Genomic DNA, 13317 nt, shown 5'->3' on the forward strand with positions numbered 1-13317 from the left:
GACGGGATGAGCAGATGAGTTACGAAATATTCCTCGCCATCGGCATGTTCACCGCCATCGTGCTGGCGCTGGTGGTGATCATCCTCGCCGCCCGCGCCAAGCTGGTGTCCAGCGGCGACGTGAGCATCGAGATCAACGGCGAGCGCACCATTACCGTACCGGCCGGCGGCAAGCTGCTGCAGACCCTGGCGGCCAACAACATCTTCCTGTCCTCCGCCTGCGGCGGCGGCGGCACCTGCGCGCAGTGCAAGTGCGTCGTCGAGTCGGGCGGCGGCGAGATGCTGCCCACCGAGGAGTCGCACTTCACCCGTCGCCAGGCCAAGGAAGGCTGGCGCCTGTCCTGCCAGACCCCGGTCAAGCAGAACATGCAGATCGAGGTGCCGGAAGAAGTCTTCGGCGTGAAGAAGTGGGAGTGCACCGTCGAGTCCAATCCCAACGTCGCCACCTTCATCAAGGAGCTGACCCTGCGCTTGCCGGAAGGCGAGAGCGTGGACTTCCGCGCCGGCGGCTACGTCCAGCTGGAGTGCCCGCCGCACGTGGTCAACTACAAGGACTTCGACATCCAGGAGGAGTACCGCGGCGACTGGGACAAGTTCAACATGTGGCGCTTCGTCTCCAAGGTGGACGAGACGACGGTCCGCGCCTATTCCATGGCGAACTACCCGGAAGAGAGGGGCCTCGTCAAGTTCAACATCCGCATCGCTTCGCCGCCGCCGAACCGCGACGACATCCCGCCGGGCAAGATGTCTTCGTACGTGTTCAACCTCAAGCCGGGCGACAAGATCACCGTGTACGGCCCCTTCGGCGAGTTCTTCGCCCGGGACACCGACAACGAGATGGTATTCATCGGCGGTGGTGCCGGCATGGCGCCGATGCGTTCGCATATCTTCGACCAGCTCAAGCGCCTGAAATCCACGCGCAAGATGAGCTTCTGGTACGGCGCGCGCTCGATGCGCGAGGCCTTCTACGTCGAGGAGTACGACCAGCTGCAGGCGGAGAACCCGAACTTCCAGTGGCACCTGGCGCTGTCCGACCCGCAGCCCGAGGACAACTGGAGCGGGTTGACCGGCTTCATCCACAACGTGCTCTACGAGAACTACCTGAAGGACCATCCGGCGCCCGAGGACTGCGAGTTCTACATGTGCGGCCCGCCGATGATGAACGCGGCGGTGATCAAGATGCTGCTCGAGTTGGGCGTCGAGCGGGAGAACATCCTGCTCGACGACTTCGGCGGTTAGCGTGGTCTCCGCACTGCTGAAGTCCGCCATCGTGGTCGCCCTGGCGGCCGCGATGGCGGGCTGCGGGGGCTCCGAGCAGGTGGAAAGCTTCGGCGGACCGACCATGGGCAGCACCTACTCGGTGAAGTTCGTGCAGCACCGGGGCACGCCCGCTCAGGACGCGCTGCAGCGGGAAACCGAGGCGATCCTGGCGGATCTCGACCGGCAGCTTTCCACTTACCGTGCCGACTCGGATATCGAGCGCTTCAATGCCTTGCCGGCCGGTAGCTGTGCGCCGATGCCCGCCACCGTGCGCGAGCTGGTGGCGGCTGGCGAACAGCTTTCCGTGGAAAGCGAGGGGGCGCTGGACCTGACCGTCGGCCCCCTGCTCGATCTCTGGGGCTTCGGCCCGCACGGCCATGGCGAGCGGGTACCGGATGCCGGGGCGATCGCCGAAGCCCGTCAGCGCGTGGGATACCGGCATCTGCGTATCGACGGCGAACAGCTGTGCAAGGACGCTCCGGTACAGGTGGATTTCAACAGCATTGCGGCCGGCTACGCGGTCGATCGGGTCGCCGCCCGCCTCGAGGCGCTGGGGGTCGACAGCTACCTGGTGGAAATCACCGGCGAACTCAAGGCCAAGGGGCACAAGCCCGACGGCACGTCCTGGCGGATCGCCATCGAGGCGCCCCACGACAACGAGCGGGTCGCGCAGAAAATCATCGCCCTCGACGGCTACGCGGTTTCCACCTCGGGCGACTACCGCAACTTCTTCGAGCAGGGCGGCAGGCGTTACTCCCATACGGTGGACCCCCAGACCGGCGCACCGATCACCCATCGGTTGGCCGCGGCGACGGTCGTCGACCCTTCCGCCCTCCGGGCGGATGGTCTGTCCACCATACTGATGGTGCTCGGCGACGAGCGCGGCCTGGCCTTCGCGGAGCGGCAGGGGATTGCCGCCTTCCTGGTGATTCACGAGGGACAGGGATTCGTCACCAAGAGCACCACGGCCTTCGACCGGTTGTTCGGTGCAGGAGACAAGCAATGACCTGGCTACTGGTTTTTCTCGTCATGTTGCTGGTGGTGCTGGGTATGTCCATCGGCGTGATCATGGGGCGCAAGCCTATCGCCGGCTCCTGCGGCGGCATCGCCAACCTGGGGATCGAGAAGGATGACTGCCCCATCTGCGGCGGCGATCAGGACAAGTGCGAGGAAGCGAATGCCGGAGGTGACAAGGCGGCCAGGCCCGCTCTGGGTTACGACGCCAACAAGGATTAGCCGATCCGTGGCAAGGAGGGAATACCCAAAAGGCCTATAGCGGCAGTACTGGTGTTGGAGTATCCAGTCAGGCTCGAACGAATTCGTCAACCGCGCCGGGGGCGCCCCGCTGCGTTTTCAGGAGTAAGTATGGCTGTATATAACTACGATGTGGTGGTAATCGGCACCGGCCCCGCTGGCGAAGGGGCGGCGATGAATGCGGTGAAAGCCGGGCGCAAGGTGGCGGTGGTGGATGAGCGCCCCCAGGTCGGCGGCAACTGCACCCACCTCGGAACCATTCCCTCCAAAGCGCTGCGCCACTCGGTGCGGCAGATCATGCAGTACAACAACAACCCGCTGTTCCGCCAGATCGGCGAGCCGCGCTGGTTCTCCTTCGCCGACGTCCTGAAGAGTGCCGAGCAGGTCATCAGCAAACAGGTTTCCTCGCGCACCGGCTACTACGCGCGCAACCGCATCGATACCTTCTTCGGTACCGCGAGCTTCTGCGACGAGCACACCATCGAGGTCGTCCACCTCAACGGCATGACGGAGAAACTGGTGGCCAAGCAGTTCGTCATCGCCACCGGTTCGCGCCCCTACCGTCCGGCCGACGTCGACTTCACCCACCCGCGCATCTACGACAGCGACACCATCCTCAGCCTCGGCCACACCCCGCGCCGGCTGATCATCTACGGGGCAGGGGTCATCGGCTGCGAGTACGCCTCGATCTTCAGTGGCCTGGGCGTGCTGGTCGACCTCATCGACAACCGCGACCAACTGCTCAGCTTCCTCGACGACGAAATCTCCGACTCGCTCAGCTACCACCTGCGCAACAACAACGTGCTGATCCGCCACAACGAGGAGTACGAGCGCGTCGAGGGGCTGGACAACGGGGTGATCCTGCACCTCAAGTCCGGCAAGAAGATCAAGGCCGACGCCTTCCTGTGGAGCAACGGCCGTACCGGCAACACCGACAAGCTGGGTCTGGAGAACATCGGTCTCAAGGCCAACAGCCGCGGGCAGATCCAGGTCGACGAGCACTACCGTACGGACATCGGCAACATCTACGCGGCCGGCGACGTGATCGGCTGGCCGAGCCTGGCCAGCGCCGCCTACGACCAAGGCCGTTCGGCGGCGGGCAGCATCACGGAAAACGACAGCTGGCGCTTCGTCGACGACGTGCCGACCGGCATCTACACCATTCCGGAGATCAGTTCGGTCGGCAAGACCGAGCGCGAGCTGACCCAGGCGAAGGTGCCCTACGAGGTCGGCAAGGCCTTCTTCAAGGGCATGGCCCGGGCGCAGATCGCCGTCGAGAAGGCGGGCATGCTGAAGATCCTCTTCCACCGCGAGACCCTGGAAATCCTCGGCGTGCACTGCTTCGGCTATCAGGCCTCGGAGATCGTCCACATCGGCCAGGCGATCATGAACCAGAAGGGCGAGGCGAACACCCTCAAGTACTTCATCAACACCACCTTCAACTACCCGACCATGGCCGAGGCCTATCGGGTGGCGGCGTACGACGGCCTCAACCGGCTTTTTTGAGAGGCTCCGACCGGTGGCCTGAGCCGGTCGGAGGGGGCGAGTTCAACCTTTCCCAAGGGTGGCAATGGCCAAACCGGGAAAGTCTGTAATCAGGCTGTCCACTCCGAAATCGGCGAGCCGGCGCATCAGCGCCGGTTCGTTCACCGTCCATACCGATACCTGCAGACCCATCTGCCGTGCTCTCTCCAGGCGTTCCGGGGTGCACAGCGTCCAGTTCAGGGCGAGCAGCTCGCAGCCGTGGTTGCGAGCGATCTTCAGCGGATCGAGCCAGGCATATTCGGCGACCAGGCCGCGCGACAGGCGAGGCGTCAGCCGCCGCAGGGCGCGCAGGACTTCCCGCGAACTCGAGGTCACGGTGACCCGCTCGAACAGGCCGTAGCGCTCCACCAGTTCCTGGATGGCCGTCACGGTGCGTGCCGCACGGACCCGCGAGGCGCTCTTCACTTCCAGCTGCCAGTGTTCGAAGTCGCACTTCTCGAAGAGTTCGGCGAGGCGCGGGATGGGGCAGGGCTGTATCCAGCCCGGGCCGCCCAGGCGGGCGTCGATGCTCGCCAGTTCGTCGGCATCCTGTTCGCTGACCTTGCCACGGCGGCCGGTGGTGCGCTTCAGGGTCGGGTCGTGGATGACCATCAGTTCGCCGTCGCGAGACAGGTGCAGATCGAGTTCGCAGCGTCGCACGCCATGCTCGAGGCAGCGCTGGAAGCCGACCAGGGTGTTTTCCGGGGCTTCGCCCTTGGCGCCGCGATGGCCGTAGATGAGGGTCACGATTGTTCCTTCCGGAGCGATTTCGCTCTGCGTGGTTGAAGGGGGGCGAACGCCTGTCGGGAGCACGCCCGCAGGTCGTGCGCGAGGCCCCGCCGGCCTCGGCTCCTGGGGTAATTTCCGGTGCCATCCGTCGCCGCGATACGGTAGTATGCGCGGCGATTTCCTGTCGACATGGCGTCTCCCATGGCCAACTGCCGGCCCTGAGTGTAACAGCTAGGATCGGCTCTCCGCCCCGCCAGGGGGCGCTTCTCTTCCGCCGGCGATAACGACTCTCCGCTATGTTCAGACCGCTGTCCGTCTTCATCGGCATGCGTTACACGGGTGCCAAGCGTCGCAACCATTTCGTCTCCTTCATTTCGTTGACCTCGATGACCGGACTGGCACTCGGCGTGCTGGTGATGATCCTGGTGCTGTCGGTGATGAACGGCTTCGATCACGAGATGCGCACCCGGGTGCTCGGCATGGTTCCCCACGCGACCGTCGAAAGTCCGGTGCCGATCGACGACTGGCGCAGTCTGGCGGCGCGGGCGCAGGTCCATCCCCAGGTCGTCGCGGTGGCGCCCTTCACCCAGATGCAGGGGCTTCTGACCCACAACGGTCAGGTGCAGAAGGTGCTGATCAACGCCATCGACCCCCTGCTCGAACCGCAGGTGTCGATCATCGGCGACTTCTTTCGCCAGGGTAGCCTGGCCGCGCTGCGGCCGGGCGAGTTCGACATCCTCATCGGCGACAGGGCGGCTGCCAAGCTGGGGGTCGGCATCGGCGACCGAGTCACCTTCGTCGCCCCCGAGGTGACGGTCACCCCGGCCGGGATGTTCCCGCGGATGAAGCGCTTCACCGTGCAGGGGATCTTCCATGTCGGTGCCGGCGAGCTGGATGGCTCCGTGGCCATGACCCATCTCGACGACCTGGCGCGCCTGCATCGCTGGAAGCCCGGTCAGGTCCAGGGGCTGCGGCTCAAGCTCGTCGACCTGTTCCAGGCGCCGCGCACCGCTTGGAGTATCGCCGCGCACCTGGGCGGCGAGGATTTTTACGCCCGCGACTGGACGCGCAGCCATGGCAACCTGTATCAGGCGATCCGCATGGAAAAGACCATGATCGGCCTGCTGCTGCTGCTGATCGTCGCGGTGGCGGCGTTCAACATCATTTCCACGCTGGTCATGGTGGTCACCGACAAGAAGGGTGACATCGCGATTCTGCGTACCCTGGGCGCCACGCCGGGACAGATCATGGCGACCTTCATGGTCCAGGGGACGGTGATCGGCGTGATCGGCACCCTGATCGGCGGTGCCCTGGGCATTCTCGCCGCGCTCAATATCGGCAGCTGGATCGCGGCCCTCGAACAACTGCTGGGCCACAAGTTCCTCAGCGCGGACGTCTATTTCATCGACTACCTGCCTTCGCAGCTGATGGGCGAGGACGTGGCGCTGGTCTGCGGCGCAGCCCTGCTGCTGAGTTTCCTCGCCACCCTGTATCCGGCTTGGCGCGCCGCGCGCACCCAGCCTGCGGAGGCCTTGCGTTATGAGTGACCCTGCCATGAAAGATCGAGCCGTTCTCAGTTGCCGCAACCTGGGCAAGCGCTATGAGGAGGGTCCGCAGTCGGTGGTGGTGCTTTCCGGCCTGGGGCTGGAGTTGCATCCGGGCGAGCGGGTGGCCATCGTCGGCAGCTCGGGCTCCGGCAAGAGCACCCTGCTCAACCTGCTCGGCGGCCTGGACACGCCCAGCGAGGGCAGCGTCTGGCTGGCCGGCGAGGAGCTTTCGGCGCTCAACGAGAAGGAGCGGGGCTTGCTGCGCAACCGTGCGCTGGGCTTCGTCTACCAGTTCCATCATCTGCTGCCGGAGTTCACCGCCCTGGAGAACGTCTGCATGCCGCTCCTGATCGCCCGCGTGGCGATCCCCGAGGCGCGTCAGCGAGCCGCCACGCTGCTCGAGCGGGTCGGTCTGGGGCATCGCCTCAACCACAAGCCGGCGGAGCTTTCCGGCGGCGAGCGCCAGCGCGTGGCGATCGCCCGCGCCCTGGCCAATCGGCCGGGCCTGGTGCTGCTCGACGAGCCGACCGGCAACCTCGATCAGCACACCGCCCAGGGCATCCAGGAGCTGATGCTGGAGCTCAGTACCTCTCTGCGCACGGCCTTTCTGGTGGTGACCCACGATCTTCAGCTGGCCCGGCAGATGGACCGGGTGTTGCGTCTCGAAGACGGTCGACTGGTCGCGGAGTGAGCATGTTTCGTCCCCTGGCGGTTTTCATCGGTGCCCGCTACACCCGGGCCAAGCGGCGCAACCACTACATCTCCTTCATTTCGCTGACCTCGATGATCGGCCTCGCCCTCGGCGTGCTGGCGATGATCGTGGTGCTTTCGGTGATGAACGGTTTCCAGAAGGAGATGAGTTTGCGAATCCTCGGCATGGTGCCGCATGCCGCCATCGCGGGTGTGCAGCCGCTGGACGACTGGCGCGCCCTGGCCAGGACGGTGCAGGAGCACCCGGAGGTGCGGGCTGCGGCGCCGCTCACCGAACTGGAGGGGATGCTCTCCTACAAAGGGGCGATGCAGCCGATCCAGATCCAGGGCGTCGACCCGCAGGAGGAGCCGAAGGTCTCCATCGTCGCCGCCCATCTGCAGGAGGGGCGTCTGGCCGACCTGGCGCCCGGCGAGTTCGGCGTGGTCATCGGCGAGATCACCGCGCGGCGCTTCGGCCTGCAGGTCGGCGACAAGCTGACCTTGATCATCCCCGAGCTGAACGACAGCTCGGGCAGCATCACCCCCCGCATGCAGCGTCTCAACGTGGTCGGGGTGTTCAAGATCGGCGCCGAGCTGGACGGCTCGCTGGCGCTGATCCACGCCGCCGACGCGGCGCAGCTGATGCGCTGGCAGCCCGGACAGGTGCAGAGCGTACGCCTGGCGCTGAAGGATCTGTACCAAGCGCCGCAGGTGGCGGCGGGGATCGTTGGGGAGCTTGGTGCGGGCTATCGCGCCGTCGACTGGACCCAGACCCAAGGCAGCCTGTTCAGCGCCATGAAGATGGAGAAGACCATGATCGGCCTGCTGTTGCTGCTGATCGTCGCGGTGGCGGCGTTCAACATCGTCGCCACGCTGATCATGGTGGTTGCCGACAAGGGAGCAGATATCGCCATCTTGCGCACATTGGGCGCCACGCCGGGACAGATCATGGCGATCTTCATGGTCCAGGGCACGGTGATCGGGGCGCTCGGCACCTTGGCCGGGGCCGTGCTGGGGGTGATCGCGGCGTTGAACGTCAGCGCGCTGATCGCCTGGCTGGAGTCGGTCAGCGGCCGGCAGATCCTCAGTTCGGACATCTATTTCGTCAGTTACCTGCCGTCCGACCTGCAGGCGCTGGATGTGGCGCTGGTCTGCACGGCGGCCTTCGTGCTGAGCTTTCTCGCCACCCTCTATCCGTCCTGGCGGGCCGCCCGCACCCAGCCGGCCGAGGCCCTGCGCTACGAGTGAGCGGACCGTGCCGCGCAGGCTTGCGCCGCGCGGCTGTTTCAGAGTGCGGGTTTGCGTCGTCTTTCCTGGCGTTTCCGCCAGTTGTGGCGGACCCACCAGCGCCAGAACAGCATGGTCGCGAAGTAGCCGACGATGCCGAGCACGATTCCGGTGATGAACGAGCCGACCAGAATCGGCTCCCACAGGGTGACCAGCCGCTCGCTGATCCAGTCCATGGTCAGCTCGCTGGGTAGCGTCAGCGGCGGTATGTTCAGGGCCCAGCTGCCGACCTTGTAGGTGCAGTAGAACACCGGCGGCATGGTGAGGGGATTGGTCAGCCAGACCAGGCCGATGGAAATCGGCAGGTTGGCCCGCAGCGGGATGGCCAGGCTGGCAGCGAGGAGCATCTGCATCGGGAGCGGGATGAAGGCGCTGAACAGGCCGGCGAGCATGGCCCGCGACACCGAGCGGCGGTTCAGATGCCAGAGGTTGGGGTCGTGGATCAAGCTTCCCAAAAAGCGCAGGGACTTGTGTTCCCTGATGCTATCCGGATGTGGCATGTAGCGCTTAAAGATGCGACGGGGCATGGCGACACTCGGCAGTTTGAAGCGCCAGTATTATCACATATTGATGATGGCCTGCTGCAGGTATCGCCTACCGGCAAGCCGCCGCTCGTCTCGATGGACTGCACGAATTACGGAGTCGTCTCGAATGCTGCGCACAGGGATGTTGGCGCTCGCGGCAGGCCTGCTCGTCCTGCGTTTTCTTCCGGCCCTGCCGCCCTGGTGGCTGTGGTCGGTGTTGCTGCTGGGCGGACTGGCCTGCCTGTGGTTTCGCCGTTATCCGCCGGCGCTTTTCCTCCTCGGTCTGGGCTGGGCCTGCCTGTCGGCGCACTGGGCGCTGGAGGGACGCCTGCCTGCCGAACTCGACGGGCGCACCCTGTGGCTGGAGGGGCAGGTAGTCGGCCTGCCGGAGAGGGCCGACGGCACGCTGCGCTTCCAGCTGGAAGAGGTGTGGTCCCGGCGGGCCGAGTTGCCCCGGCGGCTGCGTCTGGCCTGGCATGGGGGGCCGGAAATCCGCGCCGGCGAGCGGTGGCGCCTGGCCGTTGCCCTCAAGCGTCCGCGCGGTCTGGTCAATCCCCAGGGATTCGATTACGAGGCCTGGCTGCTGGCGCAGCGTATCGGTGCCAGCGGTACGGTGAAGGCGGGGGAGCGCCTCGGTCCGCCGGGCGTTGCCGACGGCTGGCGCGACGAACTGCGCCAGCGCCTGCGACAGGTCGATGCCTACGGCCGCGCGGGTGCTATCGCCGCACTGGTGGTGGGCGATGCCTCCGGGCTGAGCGCGGCGGACTGGCGCCTGCTGCAGGATACCGGCACCGTGCATCTGATGGTGATCTCCGGCCAGCATGTCGCCCTGCTCGCCGGCCTGGTCTATGGGTTGGTCGCTTGGCTGGCGCGTCACGGCCTGTGGCCGCGGCGTCTGCCCTGGCTGCCTTGGGCCTGTGGCCTGGCCTTCGCCGCGGCTTTGGGCTATGGCTGGCTGGCCGGTTTCGGGGTGCCGGTGCAGCGTGCCTGCGCGATGGTCGCGGTGGTGCTGCTCTGGCGCCTGCGCTTCCGCCATCTGGGGCTCTGGCTGCCCCTGCTGCTGGCGTTGGACGGGGTGCTGCTGCTCGAGCCGCTGGCCAGCCTGCAGCCTGGGTTCTGGCTGTCGTTCGCCGCAGTGGCGATCCTTGCCCTGGCGTTCGGCGGCCGCCTGGGGGCCTGGTCGTGGGCGCAGACCTGGTGGCGGGCCCAGTGGACCATCGCGCTGGGGCTGTTGCCGCTGCTGCTGGCCCTGGGGCTGCCGATCAGTCTCAGCGGTCCGCTGGCCAACTTGGTCGCGGGGCCCTGGGTCGGCCTTGCGGTGGTACCGCTGGCGTTGCTCGGAACCCTGCTGTTGCCCCTGCCGGTACTGGGCGAGGTCCTTCTCCAGATGGCCGGTGCCTTGTTGGCGGCACTTTTCTGGCTGCTCGGCGAGATGGCTGCCATCGTGCCGGCCTGGCTTCCCCAGACGGTGCCATTCTGGGCCTGGCTGCTGGCAGGGTTGGGGACCCTGCTGATTCTCCTGCCGGCCGGGGTGCCGCTGCGCGCCCTGGGGCTGGCGCTGCTGCTGCCCTTGGGCTTTCCGCCCGAGGAGCGGGTTCCGCCCGGTCGGGCCGATATCTGGCTGCTGGACGTCGGCCAGGGGCTGGCCGTGCTCCTGCGCACCCGCGAGCATGCCCTGCTCTACGACGCCGGGCCGCGCGTCGACGATTTCGACCTGGGCGAGCGGGTGGTGCTGCCTTCGCTGCGCAGTCTTGGCGTGACCCGCCTGGATGGCCTGCTGCTCAGCCATGCCGACGGCGACCATGCCGGCGGTGCCCTGGCTGTGCAGAATGGTCTGCCGCTGGGGGAGGTCGTCTCCGGCGAGGCACAGGCACTGCCGGCGGCGCTCGCCGCCCGCCCTTGTGCCAGCCGGGAGTGGCAATGGGACGGCGTGCGTTTCGCCACCTGGCGCTGGGGGGCTGCGCAGGACGGCAATCAGGCATCCTGCGTGCTGCTGGTGAAGGCCGGCGGCGAGCGCCTGCTGCTGACCGGCGATATCGACGTCGCGGCCGAGAGGGCGCTGCTCGACAGTCATCCCGAGTGGCGCGCCGACTGGCTGCTGGCACCGCACCACGGCAGCCGCGGCTCGTCTTCCCGGGCCCTGCTCGAAGCCTTGGCGCCGCGCGCGATGCTGATCTCACGCAGCTGGAACAATGCCTTCGGCCACCCGCACCCGGAGGTCGTGGCGCGCTACCGGGACCTGCCGGCAGCGATCTACGACACCGCCCGTCAGGGCGCCCTGCAGTTCCGCCTGGGGGACTGGGGCCGGGCACGTGGGCTACGCGAAGAGCCCCGCTTCTGGCGGGAAAAATGAGAACGGCGGCCGTCGGCGAGCGGGTACGCCTGTGCTAGAGTTGCGCCACTTTTTTCAAGGGGATTCGCCACCGTGTGGGAGCTTGTCAAAGCGGGCGGCTGGATAATGCTGCCGATCATTCTCTGCTCCATCGTTGCCCTCGCCATCATCGTCGAGCGCCTCTGGACCCTGCGGCCGAGCCGGATCACCCCGGCGCACCTGCTCGGACAGGTCTGGCGCTGGATCCAGGACAAGCAGCTGAACAGCGACAAGCTCAAGGAGTTGCGTGCGGATTCCCCGCTGGGGCAGATCCTCGCGGCGGGGCTGGCCAACTCCAAGCATGGCCGGGAGGTCATGAAGGAATGCATCGAGGAAGCGGCGGCCCGCGTCATTCACGACCTGGAGCGCTATCTCAATGCCCTCGGCACCATTGCCGGCATCGCGCCGCTGCTCGGCCTGCTCGGTACCGTGCTGGGCATGATCGAGATCTTCGGCAGCTTCATGGGCTCCGGCATGGCCAATGCCTCGCAGCTCGCCGGCGGTATCGCCACGGCGTTGATCACCACCGCCGCCGGTCTGTTCGTGGCGATCCCCGCGCTGTTTTTCCACCGCTACCTGCAGCGTCGTGTCGACGAGCTGGTGGTCGGCATGGAGCAGGAGGCGATCAAGCTGGTGGAGGTGCTGCAGGGCGATCGCGAAGTCGACCTCAACGGGGGCAAGGTGTGAAGTTCCGGCGCAAACTGCGGGAGAATGTCGAGATCAATCTGGCTTCCCTGATCGATGTCGTGTTCATCCTGCTGCTGTTCTTCGTGGTCACCACGACCTTCACCCGCGAAACCCAGCTCAAGGTCGATCTGCCGGAGGCCGTCAGCGGCACGCCGCCCGAGGGCGCCGAGCCGAAGCGGTTGGAGGTGCTGATCGACGTCGACGGCAGCTACTCGCTGAACGGCCAGGCGCTGATCAGCAGCGACCTGGACAGCCTGATGCGGGCCCTGCAGAAGGAGTCGGGCGGCGACAACAGTCTGCCGCTGGTCATCAGTGCCGATGGCAAGACCCCCCATCAGGCGGTCATCACCGCCATGGATGCCGCCGGCAAGCTCGGTTTCTCCCGCCTGCGTATCACCACGGCCGAGGCTCAGGCGGCGCCCTGATGGTCTGCGCCGACCGTCTGCTCGACGCCTGGTACCGCGACCATCCCGCCCTGGTCTTGCTGCGCCCGCTGGAAGCGCTGTTCCGCCGCGTGGTGCGGCGGCGCTGGGAGCGCTTTCTGCGCGGCGAGGGCGATATCTACCGGGCGCCGGTGCCCATCGTGGTGGTCGGCAACATCACTGTCGGCGGCACCGGCAAGACCCCGCTGATTCTCTGGCTGATCGAGGCCTGCCGACGCCGTGGTCTGCGGGTCGGGGTGGTCAGTCGCGGCTACGGCGCCAAGCCGCCGTACCTGCCCTGGCGGGTCGCCGCCGAGCAGTCGGCCGAGCAGGCCGGCGACGAGCCGCTGCTGATCGTCCAGCGCAGCGGCGTGCCGCTGGCGATCGACCCGGATCGTCCGCGGGCCGTGCGGGCGTTGCTCGAGGCCCAGGCCCTCGATCTCATCCTCTGCGACGACGGTCTGCAGCACTACCGGCTGGCCCGCGACCTGGAACTGGTCTTGATCGACGCCTCGCGCGGTCTTGGCAATCGCCACTGCCTGCCGGCCGGCCCCCTGCGCGAGCCGGTCGAACGGCTGGCCGGCGTGGACGCGGTGCTCCACAACGGCGCCGGCGAGGATCCGCCGGGCGGCTACGGCTTTACCCTCCAGCCCAGCGCCCTGGTTCATCTGGCCAGCGGCGAACGCCGGCCGCTGGACCACTTTCCGCCCGGTACGGCCCTGCATGCGCTGGCCGGCATCGGCAATCCCCGGCGTTTCTTCGCCACGCTCGAGGCGCTACACTGGCGGCCGATTCCGCACGCCTTCGCCGACCACGCCCGCTACCGCGCGGAGCAGCTGCGTTTCAGCCCTGCGCTGCCGGTGGTGATGACGGAAAAGGATGCGGTGAAATGCCGTGCCTTCGCTCCTGCCGATTGCTGGTATCTGGCTGTCGATGCCGTGCCTTCGCCAGCCTTCGCCGACTGGTTCGATGCGGCCCTAGACCGCCTGCTGGCGTCGCGCTGAGCGCCCGGCATCGGTCAGG

General features: G+C 66.8%; 13 protein-coding genes. 11 read left to right on the plus strand and 2 right to left on the minus strand.

The features are described from left to right. Positions 1 to 14: 14 nt before the first annotated feature. The 4 genes from nqrF to sthA all read left to right on the plus strand — a co-directional run bounded on the left by nqrF (position 15) and on the right by sthA (position 4019). Entirely contained in the window at positions 15 to 1238 is a 1224-nt protein-coding gene (gene nqrF / locus BMY22_RS11135; RefSeq protein WP_090621975.1) for an NADH:ubiquinone reductase (Na(+)-transporting) subunit F, read from the plus strand. Between the two features lie 52 nt (positions 1239 to 1290). Further along, positions 1291 to 2265: an FAD:protein FMN transferase gene (locus tag BMY22_RS11140; protein WP_208599267.1), complete on the plus strand. Its 975-nt coding sequence runs from the start codon at positions 1291 to 1293 to the stop codon at positions 2263 to 2265. Then, positions 2262 to 2495: a (Na+)-NQR maturation NqrM gene (gene nqrM / locus BMY22_RS11145; RefSeq protein ID WP_090621977.1), complete on the plus strand. Its 234-nt coding sequence runs from the start codon at positions 2262 to 2264 to the stop codon at positions 2493 to 2495. The genes BMY22_RS11140 and nqrM overlap by 4 nt, the downstream gene beginning before the upstream one ends. A 129-nt stretch (positions 2496 to 2624) precedes the next feature. After that, positions 2625 to 4019 carry a Si-specific NAD(P)(+) transhydrogenase gene (sthA, locus tag BMY22_RS11150; RefSeq protein ID WP_090621978.1) on the plus strand — a complete coding sequence of 465 codons (1395 nt, stop codon included), beginning with the start codon at positions 2625 to 2627 and terminating at the stop codon, positions 4017 to 4019. A 42-nt stretch (positions 4020 to 4061) separates the two neighbouring features. On the opposite strand, the gene BMY22_RS11155 is transcribed toward sthA, so the two are convergent. Then, entirely contained in the window at positions 4062 to 4784 is a 723-nt protein-coding gene (locus BMY22_RS11155; protein ID WP_090621980.1) for a glycerophosphodiester phosphodiesterase, read from the minus strand. Positions 4785 to 5062: 278 nt separating this feature from the next. Here BMY22_RS11155 and BMY22_RS11160 point away from each other — a divergent pair, with 278 nt between their 5' ends. From BMY22_RS11160 to BMY22_RS11170, 3 genes are read left to right on the plus strand one after another with little or no spacing between them, the layout of a single operon-like run. Next, positions 5063 to 6313 (plus strand): lipoprotein-releasing ABC transporter permease subunit, encoded by a 1251-nt coding sequence (locus BMY22_RS11160; RefSeq protein ID WP_090621981.1) that lies wholly within the window; start codon positions 5063 to 5065, stop codon positions 6311 to 6313. Next, the gene (gene lolD / locus BMY22_RS11165) at positions 6306 to 7004 is read left to right on the plus strand and encodes a lipoprotein-releasing ABC transporter ATP-binding protein LolD (protein ID WP_090621983.1); all 699 of its coding nucleotides are present in this window, start codon (positions 6306 to 6308) and stop codon (positions 7002 to 7004) included. Before BMY22_RS11160 ends, lolD begins: the two co-directional genes overlap by 8 nt. Positions 7005 to 7006: 2 nt before the next feature. Beyond that, positions 7007 to 8251, plus strand: a complete 1245-nt coding sequence (locus BMY22_RS11170; RefSeq protein WP_090621984.1) for a lipoprotein-releasing ABC transporter permease subunit — start codon at positions 7007 to 7009, stop codon at positions 8249 to 8251. 38 nt (positions 8252 to 8289) lie between these two features. Here the strand turns inward: BMY22_RS11170 and BMY22_RS11175 are convergent, their stop codons facing one another. Beyond that, positions 8290 to 8817: a DUF2062 domain-containing protein gene (locus tag BMY22_RS11175; RefSeq protein ID WP_090621986.1), complete on the minus strand. Its 528-nt coding sequence runs from the start codon at positions 8815 to 8817 to the stop codon at positions 8290 to 8292. Positions 8818 to 8956: 139 nt separating this feature from the next. Here BMY22_RS11175 and BMY22_RS11180 point away from each other — a divergent pair, with 139 nt between their 5' ends. The 4 genes from BMY22_RS11180 (at position 8957) to lpxK (ending at position 13298) form a co-directional block, all read left to right on the plus strand. Then, on the plus strand, positions 8957 to 11167 hold the full coding sequence (locus BMY22_RS11180) for a DNA internalization-related competence protein ComEC/Rec2 (protein WP_090622034.1): 2211 nt from the start codon (positions 8957 to 8959) through the stop codon (positions 11165 to 11167). 72 nt (positions 11168 to 11239) lie between these two features. Further along, entirely contained in the window at positions 11240 to 11872 is a 633-nt protein-coding gene (locus tag BMY22_RS11185; protein ID WP_090621987.1) for a MotA/TolQ/ExbB proton channel family protein, read from the plus strand. Continuing rightward, on the plus strand, positions 11869 to 12297 hold the full coding sequence (locus BMY22_RS11190) for an ExbD/TolR family protein (RefSeq protein WP_090621989.1): 429 nt from the start codon (positions 11869 to 11871) through the stop codon (positions 12295 to 12297). The genes BMY22_RS11185 and BMY22_RS11190 overlap by 4 nt, the downstream gene beginning before the upstream one ends. Then, positions 12297 to 13298, plus strand: coding sequence for a tetraacyldisaccharide 4'-kinase (gene lpxK / locus BMY22_RS11195; protein WP_090621990.1), 1002 nt, complete (start codon positions 12297 to 12299; stop codon positions 13296 to 13298). The genes BMY22_RS11190 and lpxK overlap by 1 nt, the downstream gene beginning before the upstream one ends. The last annotated feature ends 19 nt before the right edge of the window (positions 13299 to 13317 follow it).

The organism is Azotobacter beijerinckii, assembly GCF_900110885.1.
GTDB lineage: Bacteria > Pseudomonadota > Gammaproteobacteria > Pseudomonadales > Pseudomonadaceae > Azotobacter > Azotobacter beijerinckii.